The following is a 21,746-nucleotide window of genomic DNA, read 5'->3' as shown; positions in this document are numbered from 1 at the left end:
TTTGACTTGCTCATTTAGAAGCTAACGTATTCACGTTGCTTTTGTTTCATTGACGTGTTCCATTTGTTCAGTTTTCAAGGAACTTGTTACGCCTTGTATTTCGTTTAACAACGACTCATCAGCGTAGGTACTTATTATATCAAGTGTCTCGATTGCTGTCAACACTTTTTTCGACAACTTTCGACGCCAGCTAAAAGTTATTTAATTCAGCGTCAGAAGCGACAAGAAATAATATATCACGGCTGCAGTTATATATCAAGCACTTTTCTTAAAATAATGCATTCCAATTATATCCTGCAGATCCGCATCGTTAACCAAGCGACATGCTTATTTCGACAAAATAACAATCCAGCTACATCTGCGCCCTCTCCGCCAGTGAGGCTGTTACATCATCTCGCGGATATATTCCCTCTCCTCCCTTCTGCTTATAAATTAGAAAACGAATGATTAAGAGCCACGCAAATTATTTCAAAGCCTGAGGCTTGAGCATCTTTATAAAAACAAACAGCAAATACTTTTGCATTGATTTCCATTAGAAAAGGTTTTAATGTAAGTTCATCGCATTCACTATATGAAACCATAAGTAACGAAAGGAGTTGAATGGAATGGCGGATAAACCGCTGAGCCTCGCCAAACCGGCTTCATTGCCCAAATCTGCTCCAAGCGGCACGGGGCAGGAAACGGTATACCGGATTTTGCTGGCGATCAGCTTTGTTCATTTATTCAATGATTCGATCCAGTCGGTGATCCCCGCTATTTTTCCGATATTAAAGGATAACCTGCTGCTTACCTTTACGCAGATCGGCTGGATCTCCTTCGCAATCAACTTTACTTCTTCGATCATCCAGCCGGTTATCGGCTATGCGGCCGACCGAAAGCCGACGCCGATTCTTCTTCCCATAGGGATGTGTTTCACTTTTGCCGGAGTATTTATTCTGGCTTATGCGGGATCCTACATATGGGTGCTTTTCTCCGTCGTGCTGATCGGACTCGGTTCCGCAACCTTTCATCCGGAAGGGATGCGGGTCGCCCATATGGCGGCAGGAATGAGAAAGGGCCTGTCCCAGTCCATATTTCAGGTTGGGGGAAACGCAGGACAGTCCTTGGCACCGCTGCTGACCCGTTATATTTTTGTTCCTTTTGGCCAGATCGGGGCACTCGGCTTTACCATCGTAGCTGCCGCAGGCATAGTCGTTCAAAGCTATGTAGCCCGCTGGTATAAGCAAATGCTCGATTCCGGCTACACGTTCAAAAAACGCGCTCAGGCCCGGTTAATGGACCCTGCCCGGCGAAAAAGTATCTGGAACGCCACCATGGTACTCGTTATCCTTGTTTTTGTGCGTTCCTGGTACGGAGCTGCCATCAGCAGCTATTATGCCTTTTATCTGATGGATGCCTACAAAATATCGATTGACGATGCCCAAATCTACATTTTTCTGTTTCTGGCTTCGGGTGCGCTCGGCACGTTCTTCGGCGGACCGCTCGCCGACCGTTTCGGTCGACGGAATATGATCATGCTTTCCATGATCGGCACGGCTCCAATTGCAATCGTTTTGCCTTTTGCCACGCCTTTCTGGGCGGCTGTTCTGCTTCTTATCGGCGGATTTATCCTGCTGTCGAGCTTTTCCGTTACTGTCGTGTACGCCCAAATGCTGCATCCGGGAAATATCGGCACCGTTTCGGGCCTGATTACGGGCTTTGCCTTCGGCATGGGCGGCGTCGGCTCGCTGGCGCTTGGCAACTTTGGGGACGCATGGGGTATCGGCAACGTCATGATTGCGGCCAGCTTTCTCCCGCTGCTTGGTCTGCTCGCCTTCCTTCTGCCATCTGATGCGAAAATTGAGCAGTGGTCCAAAGAATAGCATCACGTGCACAAGCGAGTCAGAGGTTGATACAGTCTTGCCGTGGCGCCTGTTTTTATCCATCAATACTATGAAGACACTTATCGGCTGCACAATCTGGTCATACCCCTGTCAAGTAGACAGAACAAAAAAGACACTTTTAAGCAGCAACCGTTTCTCGGTATTCGACCGGGGAACGGTTGTTTAATTTTTTCTGAAATCTACTTTGATTATAAAATGAAATATACTCGCGTACCTGTTGTTCTGCCTCAGCTAAGGTTTCGGGTTTGCTTAAAAAAATCTTTTCCGTCTTCAGATGAGAAAAGAAGGACTCTATACAGGCATTGTCCAGACAGTTTCCGCGTTTGGAATGGCTTCCGAGGATCCCAAGTCCTTTAAGTTTATGGTTGAATGGCTTGGAGGTGTATTGAAATCCCTGATCTGAATGGAGAATAACTCCCTCCAAATTTACGTCCTTACTTAGTGCCTCTAATGTTTCGCTAACCAGGGCAAGATCATTTCGTTCCGAAAGACGCCAAGCCACGATTTCGTTGTTAAACAGATCTTGGATAGCCGAAAGGTAGACAAAACGCTCTCCAACACGTATGTATGTAATGTCGGTAACCAGCTTAGATAAAGGAGCATCAGCCTGAAATTGACGTTAACTAAGAAGCCTTCTTTCCGTAAAGCAACGGTCATACGCAGATAACCAAAATAGGGATGAAGGCGGTAGAGCGACAACATATGAGCTTCCAGTAGGTTTTCCTTTTCTTTACGCTGTCTGGCAGTCTGCTGAGCTTTTCTCCCATTTGTAATAGCCCGCCCGTGAAACATTTGCTAACTCCAATAACCAATTCAGCGAAAATCTCTTTCGCATTTCCTCGATGATTCCGTACCTAGCTGCTCTCTTCGTCACTCCTTGTGTAGATTGGGATACTGCTTTTTTAAATATTCAATCTCCGCCCGTAGGTATGCCATTTCTTCTTCAATACTGGAAAACTTCGTTTTCGGCCGTCCTCGTCTTGTGGCAGTTGGCTCTAAAATCTCGCCTGTTCGATATTTCGCCGCCCAGGTTTGTACTTGAGATTTACTACGAATGCCCAACTGTTTCGCCACTTCACGGATGCTCATATGCTCCTCATACACCAACCGGACTGCCTCCATCTTTAACTCCAAGGAGTACTGCCGAAAGGTTTGTCCTTTTTTGGCCATGAAAAATCCCCTCCGTTCAACAAGATTAAATCCATCTTACCAGATGTCTTTTTTCTCTTGTCTACTAGAAGGGGATAATACCAAGGACTTGTAATTCCTTACCGTCTTTTTAAAATTTAATTACCTTTACAATTTATTTACTCGTTCAGCAATCGCACAAACTCTTCTTCATCCTCAATCACCTGGATGCCCAGTTGCTGTGCTTTGGCCAGCTTGCTCCCCGCCTTCTCTCCGGCAATGACCAAATCCGTCTTTTTCGATACGCTGCCGGTCACTTTGGCGCCGAGCGCCTCGAGCTTTTCTGTGGCTTCCTCACGCGTAAGGAGATGAAGCGTACCGGTAAGAACGACCGTCTTGCCGCTGAAAAAAGAGTCCGTACTCACAGGGCGCGGGGTCTCCGGCGCCTTCGCCTGCACGCCGAGGGAAAGCATTTTCTCGATGCTTGCTCTTGCAAACGGGTCGGCAAAATAACCGGCAATGCTGTCCGCTACGATGCCGCCAACGTCCGGTAGCTCCACAAGTTCCTCTGCGGTCGCCTCCATTACGCGATGGAGATCGCGGTAGTGATCGGCCAGCATTTTGGTCGTGGATTTGCCTGTATTCGGAATGCCAAGCGCGTACAAGAACGACGCCAGATCCCGCCCCTTGCTCTTTTCGATCGCATCCAACAGATTCCGGGCCTTTTTCTCGCCGAAACGTTCCAATTTGACCAAGCTTTCAAAACCAAGCGTGTACAGATCGGCCGGCTCGCGCACGCCCAGCTCTTCGTACAGCTGAATCGCAGTTTTATCGCTGAACGTCTCGATGTCCATGGCATCGCGGGAAGCAAAATGCGTGATCCGCGCAACAATTTGCGGCTTGCAGCCCGTCTTGTTGTTGCAGAACAAATGCGCGCCCCGCTGCTCAAGCGGGAAACCGCATGCCGGGCAAGACTCGGGATACAGAATCTCTTCCCCGTCGTTTTCCTCCGTCACCTTGCCTAGAATTTCCGGGATCACGTCGTTGGAGCGGCGGATGAACACGCGCGTTCCGAGGGCGAACTTGAGGTTTTTGCGTTCAATGTCGCCGACGTTATTCAACGTGCAGTTCTGAACCGTTACTCCGGCAAGTTCCACCGGCTCGACCCGCGCAAGCGGCGTGATTTTCCCGGTTCGTCCGACATTCCAGGTCACGGATTGCAGGATGGTTGTCGTTTCCTCGGCCTCGAACTTATAAGCAACCGCCCAACGGGGGAACTTATCCGTATATCCCAAAGCCTCCCGGGTCCGGAAATCGGTCAGCTTCAGCACCGCTCCGTCGATCAGGTAGTCCAGTTCCGAACGGCGGGTTTCAATATCGGCCAGTTGCTCCATCACGTCGTCAAAATTCTCAAAATAGAAAATGTACGGATTGACCTTTAAACGGTTCTCGCTCAGGAAATCCATCATTTCTTTATGGTCCTTGAACTTCTTGTTGTCGGAGTAACCGACGTTGTAAAAATAGGCGTTCAGCTTCCGCTCCGCCGTCACCTTCGGATTCAGGTTGCGAAGCGCGCCAGCTGCCGCATTGCGAGCGTTCTTGAGCGGTTCGGCCGCGGTTTTGTTGTACTCCTCCAGCACGGACAAATTCATGATGCCTTCGCCTTGAACCTCAATCGTTCCTTGATTATAGGGAATCGTCAGCGGCACCGATTTAATGGTCTTCACCTGGGCCAAAATGCCTTCCCCGACAACCCCGTTGCCTCGAGTTGATGCCTGTACCAGTTTGCCGTCCGTATAGGTAAGATTGAGGGTAAGGCCGTCAAATTTCAGCTCCAGCGCGTAGCAGGGAGACGGAAGAGGATTGTCGGGATTCTTGTTGTTGAAGTCGGTGACCAAACGGACCACACGGTCATGCCAGGTCCGGAGTTGCTCGATGTTTTGGGCCTTGTCAAGGCTCCACAGCGGAGCCAAGTGGCGGTGCGGCACAAAGCCTTTCAAAATCTCCCCGCCTACCCGCTGGGTCGGGGAATCCGGGAGCGTCGTTCCGGTCTCCTGCTCCAGCGCTACCAGCTGGTCGTACAGCGCATCATACTCTTTGTCGCTCACAAGCGGCTGATCCAGCGTGTAGTAATGGTAATTGTAATTGTTCAGCTCCGCAATGAGCTTCTCCATCTTTTCCTTGACATCCATGCAGGGGCAATCCTCCTTAAATTTATACAATATACGCAGCAGGGGTGCTGGACTCATGCGCAGCAAGGCGGCTGGTCGCATGCACAACAGGGCGTTGGGCTCTGGTATGGGACTCACGGCACGGGCGTTGGGGCGACCCTGGCATTCCACTGAGCACGGGCGTGGGGACGTTCCTGGCATTCCACTGAAAACCTAACGGACATGAGATCCGTTAAATCGGATTTTGAAGCCAAAATTAGATTTTAAAGGACATGAGTTCCGTTATTCGAGTCATTCTGGCGTATTTCCCGCCAATTGTTTACTTTAACGGATCCTATGTTCGTTAAATTTGCTTAACCTCAACCCCATAGTCTATTTCATAGGCTTCCCACGTTGTCTCAGGTTTAAAAAGCCGACCACACGCCCTTCACATGCTCACGCGCATTTACACGCATTCGCGCACATCATCGCTCGCCGTGGCGCCTTTTATACTCGCTGGATATGATCGTGACGGATTTGGACTCGTCCAAACCCTCCACTACGATATCGTCTGTGACGTACTATTGTACTCGGTAGTCTCATCCCGCACCTTAGTCGTACCATCACTCGCCCCGTAGCGCCTTTAGACGTCTATGGCACACCATCTTCTCACCCTAGCCTTTTGGACATCTGTGGCACACCATTGCTCACCGTGAAGCCCTTTTGCACATTTGTGGCATACTATCGCAGCCGACGGCACCTTTGCAGCCCATGATGCACCATCACATGCCGGTGACGTTTCATTCCTCGCCACCACTGCCCTCCGCTTGCTTTTATTCCACCTTGGTAATCGGCGCAAACCCGGCAAGCAGGCGTTTCACGCCCACCGGCGCCGGGAACGCAATCTGCAGTTCCATATCATTGCCGGTGCCTTTAACGGACACAATCGTACCGGTTCCCCATTTGCCGTGGGATACTTTATCCCCGGCTTTGAAGCCGCCTTCGCTGCCACCGGCCGCCGCCGATCTCGAAGGCGCTCCCGTTGTAACGGTGACGCGGCTCTTTTGCACAGCAGCAGCCGATGCGGTTGAGCCGCCAAGCGACAGGTCCCGGGCTCTGTTCCCTCCCCCGAAGTTGCTGCCTCTCCCGCTGCCAAAACCGCGACCTGCATACGAACCGCCGACGTTGCCACCCCGGCGGTAGCGGTCGTGCGCGATCTGGGTGTCTTCCTTCAGTTCTTCCGGAATTTCATCCAGGAAGCGGGACGGCGGGTTGGCGGTCGTTCGACCGAACAAGGTCCGCATCCGCGCACAGGAAAGGAACAGCTGTTTCTCGGCGCGGGTAATACCTACATAGGCAAGACGGCGTTCTTCCTCCAGCTCCTCGTTATCCATGAACGCACGGCTGTGCGGGAACACGCCCTCCTCCATGCCGATGATGAAGACGACCGGGAACTCCAGCCCTTTGGCGCTGTGCATAGTCATGAGCACGACCGCGTCGTCGCGGTCTTCTTCCTCGTCGTTCATGGAGTCGATGTCCGCGATCAGAGCCAAGTCGGTCAGGAAGGAGACCAGCGATTTATCCTCGTTGTTCTTTTCGAACTCCATCGTGACGGACAGGAACTCGTCGATGTTCTCCAGCCGGGAGCGGGATTCGATCGTATTCTCAGCCTGGAGCTCCGTACGGTAGCCGGACATCTCGAGCATTTTTTCCGTCAGCTCCGTCACCGACAGGAACTCGACCATCCGGTGCAGCTGAGCGATCATGTCGTAGAACTCGACCAGCGCGTTGCGCGTACGGCTGGCAAATCCGAGATCGTCCACCACTTCAAGCACGCGGAAGATCGACGTTCCCCGTTCCCCCGCCGCAGCCGCCAGCTTGCCGACGGTCGTGTCGCCTATGCTTCTTTTGGGCACGTTGATGATCCTTGTCAGGCTGATATCGTCGTCCGGGTTGGAAATGAGGCGCAGGTACGCAAGCATGTCCTTAATTTCTTTGCGGTCATAGAACTTGATGCCGCCGACGATCTGGTACGGAATATCCGACTTGATCAAAATTTCCTCGATCACCCGGGACTGGGCGTTCGTGCGGTACAAAATGGCATGATCCTGATAGGATTTGCCTTCTTTGATGTTTTTGTTGATTTCGGATGTGACGAAGTAACCTTCATCATGCTCCGTGTCCCCGCGGAATACTTTGATTTTTGGCCCTTCCCCTTGATCGGTCCACAGGTTTTTCGGCTTGCGGCCCGTGTTCAGGGAGATGACATTGTTCGCCGCGTTCAAAATATTGGAGGTGGAGCGGTAGTTTTGTTCAAGCAGGATCGTCCGGGCTTCCGGGTAATCCTCTTCAAAATTCAAAATATTGCTGATGTCCGCTCCGCGCCAGCGGTAGATGGACTGGTCGCTGTCGCCGACCACGCAAATGCGGTGATGGCTGTCGGCCAGCATCCGGCAGAGCATGTACTGCGCCCGGTTGGTATCCTGGTATTCGTCAACATGGATGTACTGGAATTTGCGCTGATAGAAATCGAGCACCTCCGGCACTTCCTTAAACAGCTGAATCGTGGCCATGATCAGGTCGTCGAAGTCGAGCGAGTTGTTGCTCTTCAGGCGCTTTTGGTACTCGGTGTACACTTTGGCGACGATGCCTTCAAAATAGTCCCCCACTTTCTGCTCATACTGCTGCGGAGTCACCAGTTCGTTCTTTGCCGTGCTCATGGCGGCTTGAATCGCTTTCGGCTCGAATTTTTTCGTGTCAATGTTAAAATGCTTCATGCAGTTCCGGATAACCGACAGCTGGTCGGTGGAATCCAGAATGCTGAAGTTGGATGTAAAGCCGATCCGATCGATGTCCTTGCGCAGAATGCGGACGCACATGGAGTGGAACGTGGACACCCAGATATCCCGGCCTTCCTCGCCGACAAGCTTGGACACCCGTTCCTGCATCTCGCGCGCGGCTTTATTCGTAAACGTAATGGCCAAAATGCTCCACGGCGGAGCTTTACGCGTGGCGATCAGGTAAGCAATCCGGTGCGTAAGCACCCGAGTCTTGCCGGAGCCCGCTCCGGCCATGATGAGCAGCGGTCCGTCGGTCGCTTCGACCGCCTGCCGCTGCGGAGGGTTGAGGCGCTGAACCGCCTCGTGTATGTTAATCGGCTGCATATTACAGTTGCCTCCTGCTTTTGTTAGTATGGTGGGTAAGTGAAGCACGGTTGAAGTACAGTAGATGAAGAGTTACGAGGTCCATTTTCCAAAACGAGCTGGTTTACGGTTGAACGACGTATTCGTATCGGCTCGGCTATACGGTATCGTAAACCTTCTCTCGGCTGGAGCCTTTGTCGATCAGCTCGTTGCCAAACGGCCGGAGAACGGAACCCGCAGGTACGATCGATTTTGCGCTAGAAAATTAATTTTCCCAATCTCTTGGACGTGCGACATCCTCGGATCCTCGGGAATCTTGTCAGGTGTCAGCCTTTAACGGCTTTTACGGTGGCAAGCGCATGATCCAAGTTGTCATATACGATATTGCCGACAATAACGGTATCCGCAGCAGAGGCTGCTTGAGCAGCCTGTTCGGCCGTAGTAATGCCGCCGCCGTAAAACAGCTGGGCATCCTCGATGGATCGGCGGACTCTTTTCACCGTTTCCATATCTCCGAAAACACCGCTGTATTCCAGATAAACCACTGGCAAATACATCAGCTTGTCCGCAATCTGTGCATACGCCGCCACAGCCTCTTCGCTTAAGGAACATTCGGCCTTCGTCAGCTTCGCCACGGTAGCCTCCGGGTTCAGCACGATATAGCCTTCGGCCACGACCAGATCCCAAGGGATCATGTAGCCATAACGCTCGATGCCCTCGCGGTGTCGATCCAGGATCCAGGTCGTATCGGACGTATTTAGTACTACGGGAACCATATATAGATCAAAACCCGGCACGACGGCTTCCAAATCGGATACCTCCTGCACGCACGGCAGTTCATAGCGGCGGACGCGGGACAGCAGATCCACGGTATTTTCATACGTGACTCCGGTGGAACCTCCTACCATAATCGCATCGGTTCCCGACATGCATACCCTATCTAGCGTTTCGTCATGGATTTCTTTTTCGGGATCGAGTTTGAACACATGCCTCCAGGGCTTGATTAAGTCTTTCAACGTCATTCCTCCACGTTAACGGGTAACCTACTAAAACAAGTCTATGATAGCACGGGGATCAAGTCAATTTGATGTTCGCATAAAATGCGAACATTTTTTCTTACAAATGGGCATAGATGGACGAAAAAGCCCGTCCTCCCATAGAAATAGGAAACGGGCTTATGATGGTTGTTCGTTTTTGGGTTAGTATGCGTTTTTGAAGCCGTTGCGGATCGTGCGCAAAATGATTTTGATATCAAACAGAATAGACCAGTTTTCAATATAGAAGATGTCATGCTTGATCCGCTCTTCAATGGAAGTATCTCCGCGGAGCCCGTTGCTCTGCGCCCAGCCCGTAATGCCCGGACGCACATGGTGCTTCACCATGTATTTCGGAATTTCCTCACGGAACTGCTCGACATAATATGGACGTTCCGGCCTCGGACCGACCACGCTCATGTGGCCGAACAGCACGTTGAAAAACTGCGGCAGCTCGTCGAGACTGGTTTTGCGCAGGAAGGAACCGAACTTGGTGCGGCGCGGATCATTGGCGACCGTCCAGCCCGTATCCTCCACGCCCTCCGGAAGAGGTTTCATGGAGCGGAATTTATACATATAAAACGTCCGGCGGTTTAACCCTACGCGTTCCTGCTTGAAAATCGCGGGTCCCGGGGAGGTCAGCTTCACCCCGATATAAATGCATATCATCACCGGCAGCGTGATCAAGATCGCGATCAAGGAAAAAGCGATATCGAACATCCGCTTAAACAGGCGGTTACCCACCAAATCGAGCGGGATGTCGCGCACGTTAATCATCGGCATGCCCGCAAAGTTGTCGAACATCGGCCGGGCCGGCAAAAAGTCGAAGAAATCCGGGATGATCAGCGTACGGACGCCGGCTTTTTCGCAGGCGTTAATGATATCCGGGTATTTATGATGGGCATTCAGCGGAAGCGCCAGCACGACTTCGTCAATCAGTTTTTGGCTCAGGATGGCATCCAATTCGTCCACCGTGCCGAGGATAGGCTTATAGCGCTTCGCCTCTTCCTCGCTCCACTGCTGATAGTCGTCCAGAAACCCGATGACCTCGTAACCCAGCTCGGGGTATTGTTTAAGATTGCCGTAAAAGGTTTTGCCGAGCGTACCCGCTCCGACGATAAGCACGAACTGGCGGTTATAGCCTTTTTCACGGTAATGCTTCAGGGTTTTCTTGAGGAAGTAGCGGTATAAAATGATGCTGATCACGTTAAGGACCATATAAATGGCCAGGTACCAACGGGAAATATTGACCTCTTTGACGAAGAACATCAAGCTGAGCAGGATGAACATGCCAATGAAGTGGGTCTGGAAAATTTTCAAAAACTCATCGGCAAACCGCTTCTTTCGCTTCGGCGAGTAGAGCGAAACCATGACCCCCACCGTGATGGCTACGATGCCGTACACGATGCTCCACATCGCATACGTCTCGATCGGCAGCGGTCTCTCATAAGGAAACCAGGCACTTTCGAACTTGATCCACCACGCGAGCAGAAACGACAGCTGGATAAAGACGAAATCCGTCAGCATATACAGTTTGGTCAGAAAGCCTTGATTCTTGCGGATCATGATTTCACCTCGACACCCGATGATGATGCGGCTGGCCTGACGGCCGGACGGGCGGGTTTGATGCGGTTGGACAGCAGCGCTAGCAACATTTTCAGCCCTACGCCCAGGTAAACCGCTCCGTTAACGAATATGTTGTATTTCTTGCGATAATGCTTGCGGTGAAACAAAATCATGGCCCGGTGAAACTCGTAAATGATTTTCACGGGCCGACGGCGGGCGCTGCCGCCTTTATAATGAATGATCTGCGTTCGCGGATAATAGTGAATGCCCCAGCCCGCTTCCTTGATCCGGTAGCACCAGTCGATGTCTTCCCCGTACATGAAAAATTCTTCGTCAAGCCCGCCAATCTGCTCGATGGTTTCCCGGCGTACAAGCATAAAAGCCCCGACCAGGCAGTCGACGGGATATTCCTGATCCGGGTCCAGGTAACCGAGTTGGTACTGGTTAAACCTCGGCTTGTCCGGAAACAGCTTGCTGAACCCGAAGGCATAATAAAAGGAAGCCGATGGCGTGGGAAAGCCTCTTTTGCACGCTTTATCCAGGGAGCCGTCCGGCAGGACGACCTTGCAGCCCGAAGCTCCGGTCATCGGATTGTTGTCCATGAAGGCCACCATCGTTTGGAGCGTGTCCTCCAACACGACCGTATCGGAATTAAGCAGCAGGATATAACGTCCTCGGGATATAGCCATCCCCTGGTTGTTCGCTTTGGCAAATCCCGTATTCTCCCCGTTCACGATGAGTCTCACCTGCGGAAACAGCTCGCGTATCGTCTCCACCGACTTGTCCTTCGAATGGTTGTCGATCACGATGACCTCATAGTCGTATTCCGTCTTGGACGAGAATACCGACCGCAGGCAGTCCACCGTTAACTGACAAGTATTGTAGTTGACGATCAAAATGCTTAAATCCATGGTTTTTCAGATCTCCTGACAAAAAGTTCAATCTATCGACATTATAGCATAATGGGAGCTTATATATCGGTGTATTTTGGCAACTGTAGATCTATATAAAGCCTATTATAATTAAAATTTTGAATAACAGGCTCTCTGCTTTGGATTGCCTGTGCAATTTGCTGTTTCGGACATACCTGATCCGTTGGATAAGCCGGGGCCGGGGCCTTAGGAACAAGTCCAACTGCTCTTTCAGATCAGGGTTTAGTAGCTCCCCATATATACGGTTAAACTCCGAGGCTTGGAGATGGAGCAAGCCTTTACCTGTATGCTTTTGAAAGCTTCTAAGTTTGCCTTTTAATTTCCCGATCGGAGAGTTGCTGCCCCCTACCACATTGCTGCCATGCTGTCGATATAGCATGGATGGCTCGTGATCGTAAATCACCTGTCCAAACGAAGATACGAGCAAGTAAAACCACCAATCGTGCATCAGTATCTTTCGGCTGTCTGGTCGATCATGATCCACGAAAAGATTACGGACCGCCTTGTTCATCGTAATCGTAGCCCCAATCGCCACGTTTTCATAGAGTGCATTGTAAAAGGACGGCTCTCTTTGCTGCGGTTTCGGCCAGATCCCTTTTGGATTCAACTCACCGTCTGTAAGCTCAGTAGAAGTAAACACCATCGCTGGCTGCTCGGTCTCGGTACTTGCTTCCAGCCTCGAAACGGCAGTCTCAATTTTGTGGGGGAGCCAAACATCATCCTGATCACAGAAGCAGTAGTAGTCGGCTTGTGAATCGGATTTCGCCAACAATTCAAAAAAACTACCGACCACGCCGAGATTAGAGCCCTGAATGAGCTCAACTCTGCCGGGGTGCTCTACGGCTGTACGTTTAACGACGTCCACAGTGCCGTCAGTCGATCCATCATCCCTGACAAGCACCGTGACCTGGGGCCAGCTCTGCCCCATAATGCTTTTCAACTGCTCTGCTATGTATAGTTCACCATTGTAGGCGGACAGCAAGACCTGTACTCTTTTCATGATAAGGCGACCTCCCTAAAACCAACGAGCATGCTCATACGAAAAAGCCCGATCATACAGATCCGGCTTCATCAATCGCTGTATTACTGTAAGTATAAGTCAGGGTCGTGTCGCATAGCCAGCAAAAACTGTCTCAACCCTTCACGCCAGTGCGGCAAATCCTCAAAACCGTTCGTACGAATAGATAAATGCTCCATAACGGAATTGGCCGGGCGCGGAGCCGGCCTTGGGAACTGGTCCGTCGTGCATGGCTCCAGCGTAGCTGTAATTGGCCATCCCAGCAATTCACGTGCCTCTTCCATAATCGCCTCGGTGAACTCATACCAGGTACAAGCGCCGCTATTGGAAGCATGGTAGACGCCATATTTCTCGGTAGCTGCCAGGTCCAGTAAAAAACGGGCAAGATGGACGGTATAGGTCGGTGAGCCTGTCTGGTCATGGACCACCTGCAGCAACGGCTTCTCCCGGCCCAAGCGGAGCATCGTTTTGACAAAATTGTTGCCGTACAAACCAAATGCCCAAGAGGTCCGCACAATAAACCACTTGGAGCAAAGGTTTTGCACCAAAATCTCACCTGCACGTTTGGATTTTCCATAAATGCTTTGCGGATCGGTATTGTCGTACTCGTGATAAGACTGCTCGCCCTTGCCGTCAAAGACATAGTCCGTGCTGATATACACCAGCTTCGCCTGAGCATCTTCAGCGGCAAGCGCGATATTCCGCGACCCCACGGCGTTCACCAGATAAGCACCGTCGACGTCGGTTTCTGCTGCATCAACGGCAGTATATGCAGCGCAGTGGATAATGATTTTAGGGCCATGCGTGGATACAACCTTCCGGCTCCGTTCCAGATCCGTGATATCTAACTCCTTCCGGTCGCAAGCGATAACATCATGGCCAGCCTTTTGAAATATGGTAACGACATCCTGGCCAAGCTGTCCCCGGGCTCCAGTTACGAGTACCTTCATTGATTTCCACCCAAGCGGCTGCCGTATTGTTTGGATACGTACTCGCGGTAAGCACCGGATTGAATCCGGGTCCACCAGTCTTTGTTGTTCAAATACCACCGAATCGTTTCCTGAATACCGGTCTCGAAGTTAAACTTCGGCTTCCAGCCAAGCTCTTCCGTAATTTTTGTAGGATCAATGCCGTATCTACGGTCATGGCCAGGACGATCCTCAACGTACGTAATTAGCGACTCCGGCTTACCAAGCTCGTGTAGGATCGTTTTCACGATGTGCAGATTGGTACGCTCGTTGTTCCCCCCGATGTTGTATACTTCCCCGCTCCGGCCTTGATGAATAACCAGGTCAATCGCGCTGCAATGATCCTCCACGTACAACCAGTCTCTGATATTCATGCCATCGCCATAGATCGGCAATGCCTCGTCGTTCAGGGCACGAGAGATCATCAGCGGAATAAGCTTCTCTGGAAACTGATACGGTCCATAGTTGTTGGAGCAGCGGGTAATGTTAACAGGCAAGCCATAGGTCTCATGATAAGCCCGAACGAGCAAATCACCGCCTGCTTTGCTAGCAGAATATGGACTATTCGGTGCAAGCAGCGTTGTCTCCGAGAACAAACCCGTTTCGCCTAACGAACCGTACACCTCATCCGTAGATACCTGAACGAACTTGGTTACTCCGTATTTTTTTGCGGCATCCAGAAGTACTTGAGTGCCGAGTACATTCGTATTCACAAACACTTCCGGCTCCAAAATACTGCGGTCCACATGGGATTCGGCTGCAAAGTTTACGACTACGTCAATTCCCTGTTGGAAAATCCGATCCACAGCTTCTTTATCCGCAATATCCGCTTGAATAAAGGTATAGTTTGATTCATTCTCAACCGTTTTCAGATTTTCCAGATTTCCTGCATACGTGAGAGCATCCATATTGATGATCTTGTACTCCGGGTGTTGCTGCATCATATATAAAACAAAATTACTGCCAATAAAGCCGGCACCGCCGGTGACGAGCATCTTCATGAAAGAAACCTCCCTGAGAAATGCAGACGGAGTCTAAGCTCCATATCAACAAAGACAATCACCATACAAATTATGCATATCCAATTCATTGGGTGATTGTTCATTTCCAAAGAGGTTTTAAATTTAAAATGTATTAATTTTTATTCTGGTAAGAACCATTGAGTATTTCAGTCCACCATTGTTCATTTTCAAGGTACCACTGAACAGATTCTCTAATGCCCGTTTCAAAATTATATAGTGGCTGCCAGTTAAGTTCAGATTTAATTTTAGTTGCATCAATGGCATAACGTTTGTCATGGCCTAAACGGTCCTCCACGTATTCAATTAGAGAATCCGGTTTATCAAGCAGTTCCAGTATAAGTTTAACGATATTTATATTCGTATACTCATTATTCCCGCCTATATTATAGACTTCACCCGAAACACCGTTATGAATGACCAGATCAATCGCACGACAGTGATCCTTCACATGGAGCCAGTCCCTTACATTAAGTCCATCCCCGTACACTGGGAGTTTTGTGTCATTCAATGCATTGATTATCATCAACGGTATCAACTTTTCCGGAAACTGATAAGGTCCGTAATTATTAGAGCATCTAGTAATATTTACAGGTAGGCCATAGGTTTCATGATAAGCTCTTACAAGTAAATCCGCTCCCGCTTTACTTGCAGAATAAGGACTATTAGGAGCAAGCGGAGTGCTTTCGCTGAATAAACCCGTTTTCCCCAGAGAACCATAGACCTCATCTGTAGAGATCTGGACATATTTTTGTACATTATATGTTTTGGATAACTCAAGCAAGGTTTGAGTGCCTACGATATTAGTCATTACAAAAATGTTAGGATCCATAATACTGCGATCTACATGCGATTCGGCTGCAAAATTGACTACTATATCTACCCCTTGCTGAAACAGTGTTTCCAATTCATCTTTTTGAGTGATACTCAATTTATAAAAATGGTAGTTTTGTGAATTTTCGACAATATTCAAATTGTTTAGATTCCCTGCATACGTTAAACTATCAACATTTAAAATGGTGTACTCGGGATAAGCCATGCTCATATATCGAATAAAATTACTTCCAATAAAACCAGCACCGCCAGTAACCAGCAATTTCAATTTAATTCCTCCCATTTGAAATAAACAAAAGGTTTACTATGTTTTTTAATTCTATTTTGAAAAACATACATTTTTATTGGCACGTCCACATTTTTAAGAAAAACTCTTAATGAATAATTATTAATACTAGTGTCGATACTAACCAGATCAAACTCAAACGAAACAGGATGGTGGTTATTAATTTTCAACGCCTCAACTGACGAAGAAGCAATTATTCGGTTAGCATTTTCAACAATTTCAATACCCATCATTCCGTTTTGAGGCTGAATTCTACAACTAATAGCTAAAGATATGCCAGTTAAACACCCTGATGGTAGTTTACCTAACTCAAACCAAATATAGTTAGTATTTGGGACACATTCTCCTAAAACTAATCGAGATTTTTTTGATTTGTATCCATAAATTAAAGATTGATCTTTAAACAATTGAAACGGAGACCCCACCAATGGCCATAAATCTGCTGCAGGATTAAAAAATTGTTTAAACCTCATATATTTACTTGCTTTTAACGATTCTAACTCTTCCTCAAGAATTTTACTTGAATTAATTTGTTGTTGGTATTTACATTTGAGATCGGAATACGATTGATCCATCGTCCTAAATTCTCTTAATAATTCTTCCTTTTGCTGTGTAAGTTGTCCAGTTTTCTCCATTGTGCTTTTGATAGTTTCAAGACCTTCATTTAACTTATTCTCAATCTTTTGTTTAGCCTGCTCTATGCTTAACAGTTGTTCTTTCAGTATGATGTTTTCCTCAGCCAAAGCATTTAACTTATTGGATTGTACTGTTGTTTTATCTTTTAGTCTTCTATTACTTATTAGTGGAGGATCATACCATGATATTTCTTCTACCATTTTACATAGTTGATTTTCATCTATTTCCTCTTTGACAACAAGTAGATGATACATAATCTGATCACATACATCAATTTGGTGTTTTCTAGCTTGAATTTGATCTTCCTGAGATAAATTAATATATTCTGGAAAATAAAAAAACTCCATTTTCACACATCTTAAATCGATATTAAGTTCATGATGATCACTCTCGCCTAGTCCCCAGGCCGATGCATGGGGATGGACCCATTGTTCTTGGGGTATTAAAGTATTCGGTGATGTAGTCCAAAACCTAGGTGTATGCTCATTAAAGCAGTGTAAATGATAAGGATTGGAAATATTCAACTTCTGTTCACTATAAGGAGCCACGATACAGATTTGTGCCCCGTGTCTACATACTCTATAAATTTCTTTCATTGCACCTGTTAAGTCCAGTACATGTTCCAATGAGTGGGAAGCAAATATTGTATCTATCGAATTATCATCAAATGGTAATCCCTTATCTATATCTGCTACTACATCAACATCTGGTAAAGGAAAACGATCTACTCCTATAAATCCCATCTGTTTATTAGTTCCACATCCTAAATCCAGTTTCATTATGGAATGCACTCCTAGCTTTTATATATTAACCTACCTACTAAAAGTTCACCTTTACGTCTAAGTTGTTTTTGAATAGATGCTACTCTATTACTTCTGATTCCCTGCTCATATAAAGCTATTTTTTTCTTTTTTTTCTTATAATGAAAAACAAAATCAATGTGAAATTGCTGTTCTTTGGAATTTAAGATCGGTTCAAATATAATATCATGAAATTCGTTATCTTTAAGTGTACCCATATCTATGGAGACGGTTCTCATAGGACTATAAGTGTTGTTCGTCGAATAAACAAGGATATCAATACACCCATCATGAATTTCACCATGTGTTCCTGCTATAAAAGAGAAACCACACCACTTGTTTTTTTGTATTTTAATATCGTAAGAACGTCTGTTTCTAATTAATGTTACCGGATTAAAAAAATCATTTTCAATATCCAACTTTTTATCTTCATAGATATAATTTTCATGTCCGACATCATATTTATTTATATTTTCATTTTCACCCTTACTCGTCATGAGATTTAAAATTTTATTTTTAAATGCCTTATTGTATAAGCTTATCAACTCGTAAGCCACTCTATCTGATTTGCATTCATTCCTTACTAATTTATACGCATTTTTTAATATTCTAGAGATTTTTTGTTCATCAAATGATAATGCTCTCATAATTCCGTCTGAAATATTCCAAGGCTGGTTATCTTTAATAATTATTCCTGTATAGTTGTCTATAATCATCTCCGGTATTCCTCCAGCAGGAGTAGAAATAATTAAAGCGCCTGCAGCCATAGCCTCAAGAACTGCCTGAGGTAACGATTCAAAATCACTTGTACATAATAGAATATCAGCATTTCGTAAATACTCTACTGGTCTATCCTTAAAACCATGTAAAAATACATTGTCATGTAGATTATACTTGTGTATTTCCTTATAGCATTCCTCGATATATTCTGGAAAAAAGTTTTTATAACCAAACAAGTGAAGCTCAACATTAATACCTTTAAGTTTCAACTCACCTACAGACGTTATTGCTTGTAGTTGGCCTTTTCTTGCTTGAAGTGTTCCGGATATTACAATTTTTATTTTTTCTTTAGAAAAGCGCAAAGTACCATCTAACTTCTCTTGTCCAATCTCGAAGTATTCCTGAGGAATCCAACTGCGTATACATTTACTAGGAACATCGAATATTCTCGACCAAATATTGGAGTAAAGAACTGAGTCTGAATGAACAACATCACTAAAAGAATTCCAGTCCCCATGCCCCTCTCTTAAGTTAACTGCATATAAACTAGACACCAAGGGAATATCGAGAATTTTAGCAGCGGCAGATAGTTCCGGCATAAGGGTAACTGAGTGAACAAGCGAGATATTTTGAGTCTGAAGCCAAGCTGATAGTATGGAAACACTTTCTTTATTTAGCTCAAAGTTTTCGGGTTCTGTCATTACCCTTATTGGCAGATAGGCAATATCAAAACCTAATTTTCTAGCTATTTCAGTGTTTTTCTCCTCAATACTACTAAAATAATCCGGCAAGCACCAAATCGGCTTGATACCATATTTGAGCATAAGTTGAGCATGTCGCAACAGATGATTCTCTCCTCCTCCCAAGTAGGGAGAATGGCAGAAAAAGGCCACCTTGGGCTTTCCTTCAGCATTTCTTTTACTTCTAGTTTTAGCATGAAACACGGCCGCTTCAATAGCCGCTAACATACCATATACTTGTTCTTCACTAGAATAATTTTTTATTACATCTTTTCTAGCATTCTCAAATAATCTTGATCTATTCTTTTGGCCCATTACTAGAGCTTTCTTTATGCCCAAATACCATTCCTCAGCGGTATTCCTAGCTTTTATACCCGTCAATCCGTCAGTAATATCTCTATACGGAAATACATTTGAATATACTCCTATTGCTCCTGCTGCGGTAATCTCCAAATACTTAATAGGACTCTTTGAAAGTTTAACATTGTTATCATCAAACAAAGGGGCCAGCATTACTTGAAAACAAGCATCAGTTAAACAATTTAGATATTCATTATAACTTGTAGTAAATGGCTTTGTATAAGTAGGAGAGTTTAACGGTTGCATCTCTGATATATCTATTCCCCAGAAGTGAAATTCAACTTGATCTTTATATTCAATCGAGATTCGCTCCAAAGCAGGCCAAAGAGTCATAAATTCTTTATTCCTAGCGCTACCTCCAGCAAATGCAATCTTAATAACATTTTCATCTTGCTCATTATATTCTTTGTTTAAAAACTTACTCTGGATATTAGTTTTTAATTCTATTACTCGCGAATTATACTTTTCTATAGAACTTGTTATATGAGGAGAGTATGAAACAACAATATCTGATTGCTGTAATTGTCCCTCCAATTCTTTGTACATTTCTGATCCTGGGGCAAGATAAGAAAAAGATTCACTTAATTTGTGAAAAGATAGTAAATCATCATCAAGAGAGTATATTGAAGCATTCCCATAATTTATGCTATCTTTTAAAAATAAACTACTATTATTACTACATGTTCTGTTTAAGAGAACCACATCAATTTTATCATGCAACTTGGATGTTAATTGTGATTCAGGAACAAAAGTTGTGAATAATAAATTGCTCCAAAAATCGTTAAAATTATTAATTGTAATATCAATATTTGTATCATATTGAAATTTCGTTACTAACATAGTTTTTAATTCGTCTAATGAGTATGATACCTCAATTCCATTTTCCTTCAATATGGCCCGATGCCTTAAAGCCCAGGGTAATATTTGTTGTGTATATATTTTATTAAGTTCTGTACGTCCAACATAATCCTTTAAATGTTCTACAGAAAAACATTCATAAGACCTTAATGTTTCGGGTGTTAATTTATAATCCCTATTTAGATTATTTACCACTCTAAAGGTCGTCAAGTCATAAGGAACTGTTTGGCCCAAAGAGAATTCCTCTCCAGCTTCTACGATGCTAACAGTTTTATTAATATGTTTAAATGGAACTTTTTTAGCCCATCTTATCCAAAGATCCCAATCACATAATCTCCTCATTAAGACATGGCAATCATACCCGCCAAAATGTTTAAATAAAGTGATTGGATGCATTACCGTATTATTAGCAATTATATTTTGTTCAATTAATGTTGAATAACTGAAAGTCCCACCAAAAATATATTCATTACCATCCTGTCTATAAATGCAGTTACCATAAACCAGAGTAGGCGTTGTACAACTTTCACTTTCCTGTAATAAAATATCGAGTGTCTCTTTAACCCATTGATCATCATCAAACTGATATGCTACATATTTCCCTCTGGCAAGCATTAATCCTTCGTTGACCCGTAAAGCCGGCAAACCGCAGTTCAAGTCATGTCTTATGTGTATTATTCTGTCGTCACTCTCTTGAAATTTCTTAATAACGCCTGATGTGCTATCAATTGAACCATCGTCAACTATTATTAATTCGAAATTTTCGTAAGTCTGATTTAACACACTCTCAATAGCTCTTGCCAGCATACCATTATCTCCCCGACAATAAGTAGGCATGATTACACTAACAAGAGGATTTTCTATAAAATTTTCAGGATAATTAATAACTTGATCTTCTAAAAATATATCCGCTTTCAACAAAATTCTTTCCCTCCATCAGCCGTTTGGCAGCATAGCTTCGAGATATGCCCGAGATACTTCCTCAGTGCCCCCGATCATTCTTACTTCACCTTTCTCCAACCAAATACATTTATTACAAAAATCTTTTAACGATTTCATAGAATGCGTTACAAACACTAGAATTTTAACACTGCCCATTAGTTCTTTCATTCTTCTTTCGGCTTTTTCTAAAAACGCGGCATCACCAGCAGCGATAACTTCATCCAACAGTAGTATGTCCGGTTTAATAGCTGTTGATATGGAAAAAGCCAGTCTCATAAACATGCCTGAGGAGTAGTACTTAACTGGAACGTTCAGATAATCACCTAACCCACTGAATTCCGCAATTTCTTTCGTTTTACTTTTTATACTTTTAGGATGTTCACCTAGCATTAGTCCCCTAAGATATATGTTATCCCATCCCGTAGCTTCCATTTCAAAACCTGTGGCTAGTTCAAATAAACATGCAATATTCCCCTCAACTTGCAACTTTCCTCCTGTAGGTGGGTAAATACCAGCAATTAATTTAAGTAATGAACTTTTTCCAGCCCCATTATGACCAATAATTCCAACACGTTCACCATCTCTAATAGTTAGATTTATTTTTTTTAACGCATTAATTTTTTGTCCTGGGGATTGAACAGTGTTTTTCCGAAATAAAACATCTTTCAAACTAGCGTCTTTTCTGATATGAAATGTCAAATCTACCGAATCTAGATCTACAATGCTCAT

The 21,746-nt window shown here is 45.7% G+C and carries 13 protein-coding genes and 1 pseudogene; 1 reads left to right on the top strand and 13 read right to left on the bottom strand.

Features of this window, described 5'->3' with window-relative positions; all coding sequences use genetic code 11:
• Positions 1 to 605 precede the first annotated feature (605 nt).
• Positions 606 to 1,862 (top strand): MFS transporter, encoded by a 1,257-nt coding sequence (locus XI25_RS03715; RefSeq protein WP_046677421.1) that lies wholly within the window; start codon positions 606 to 608, stop codon positions 1,860 to 1,862.
• 139 nt (positions 1,863 to 2,001) lie between these two features.
• Here the strand turns inward: XI25_RS03715 and XI25_RS03710 are convergent.
• From XI25_RS03710 to XI25_RS03645, 13 genes and pseudogenes are all read right to left on the bottom strand, one after another.
• Positions 2,002 to 3,053, bottom strand: a pseudogene (locus tag XI25_RS03710) (IS3 family transposase).
• Between the two features lie 137 nt (positions 3,054 to 3,190).
• A complete protein-coding gene (gene ligA, locus XI25_RS03700) occupies positions 3,191 to 5,203 on the bottom strand; it encodes an NAD-dependent DNA ligase LigA (protein ID WP_046677419.1) in 2,013 nt (670 codons plus the stop codon).
• A gap of 791 nt (positions 5,204 to 5,994) precedes the next feature.
• Positions 5,995 to 8,325 carry a DNA helicase PcrA gene (pcrA, locus tag XI25_RS03695; RefSeq protein WP_046677418.1) on the bottom strand — a complete coding sequence of 777 codons (2,331 nt, stop codon included), beginning with the start codon at positions 8,323 to 8,325 and terminating at the stop codon, positions 5,995 to 5,997.
• A gap of 305 nt (positions 8,326 to 8,630) precedes the next feature.
• Positions 8,631 to 9,326, bottom strand: coding sequence for a heptaprenylglyceryl phosphate synthase (locus XI25_RS03690; protein ID WP_442950354.1), 696 nt, complete (start codon positions 9,324 to 9,326; stop codon positions 8,631 to 8,633).
• Positions 9,327 to 9,503: 177 nt separating this feature from the next.
• Positions 9,504 to 10,904: an undecaprenyl-phosphate glucose phosphotransferase gene (locus XI25_RS03685; RefSeq protein WP_046677416.1), complete on the bottom strand. Its 1,401-nt coding sequence runs from the start codon at positions 10,902 to 10,904 to the stop codon at positions 9,504 to 9,506.
• The gene (locus XI25_RS03680) at positions 10,901 to 11,815 is read right to left on the bottom strand and encodes a glycosyltransferase family 2 protein (protein WP_046677415.1); all 915 of its coding nucleotides are present in this window, start codon (positions 11,813 to 11,815) and stop codon (positions 10,901 to 10,903) included. Before XI25_RS03680 ends, XI25_RS03685 begins: the two co-directional genes overlap by 4 nt.
• A gap of 91 nt (positions 11,816 to 11,906) precedes the next feature.
• Entirely contained in the window at positions 11,907 to 12,836 is a 930-nt protein-coding gene (locus XI25_RS03675; RefSeq protein WP_046677414.1) for a glycosyltransferase family 2 protein, read from the bottom strand.
• A gap of 83 nt (positions 12,837 to 12,919) precedes the next feature.
• Positions 12,920 to 13,804: a dTDP-4-dehydrorhamnose reductase gene (rfbD, locus tag XI25_RS03670; protein ID WP_046677413.1), complete on the bottom strand. Its 885-nt coding sequence runs from the start codon at positions 13,802 to 13,804 to the stop codon at positions 12,920 to 12,922.
• Positions 13,801 to 14,823, bottom strand: coding sequence for a dTDP-glucose 4,6-dehydratase (gene rfbB, locus XI25_RS03665; RefSeq protein ID WP_046677412.1), 1,023 nt, complete (start codon positions 14,821 to 14,823; stop codon positions 13,801 to 13,803). The genes rfbD and rfbB (XI25_RS03665) overlap by 4 nt, the downstream gene beginning before the upstream one ends.
• A gap of 133 nt (positions 14,824 to 14,956) precedes the next feature.
• Positions 14,957 to 15,943: a dTDP-glucose 4,6-dehydratase gene (gene rfbB / locus XI25_RS03660; RefSeq protein WP_046677411.1), complete on the bottom strand. Its 987-nt coding sequence runs from the start codon at positions 15,941 to 15,943 to the stop codon at positions 14,957 to 14,959.
• Positions 15,940 to 17,376, bottom strand: coding sequence for a class I SAM-dependent methyltransferase (locus XI25_RS31025; protein ID WP_052759438.1), 1,437 nt, complete (start codon positions 17,374 to 17,376; stop codon positions 15,940 to 15,942). Before XI25_RS31025 ends, rfbB (XI25_RS03660) begins: the two co-directional genes overlap by 4 nt.
• Positions 17,377 to 17,390: 14 nt before the next feature.
• Positions 17,391 to 20,996 (bottom strand): glycosyltransferase, encoded by a 3,606-nt coding sequence (locus XI25_RS03650; RefSeq protein WP_046677410.1) that lies wholly within the window; start codon positions 20,994 to 20,996, stop codon positions 17,391 to 17,393.
• Between the two features lie 15 nt (positions 20,997 to 21,011).
• Entirely contained in the window at positions 21,012 to 21,746 is a 735-nt protein-coding gene (locus tag XI25_RS03645; RefSeq protein WP_046677409.1) for an ABC transporter ATP-binding protein, read from the bottom strand.

It is taken from the genome of Paenibacillus sp. DMB20 (assembly GCF_000987955.1).
Lineage (GTDB): Bacteria > Bacillota > Bacilli > Paenibacillales > Paenibacillaceae > Paenibacillus_AQ.
The sequence above is the reverse complement of the archived record's forward strand: the minus strand, read 5'-3'. Positions and strand labels throughout refer to the sequence as shown.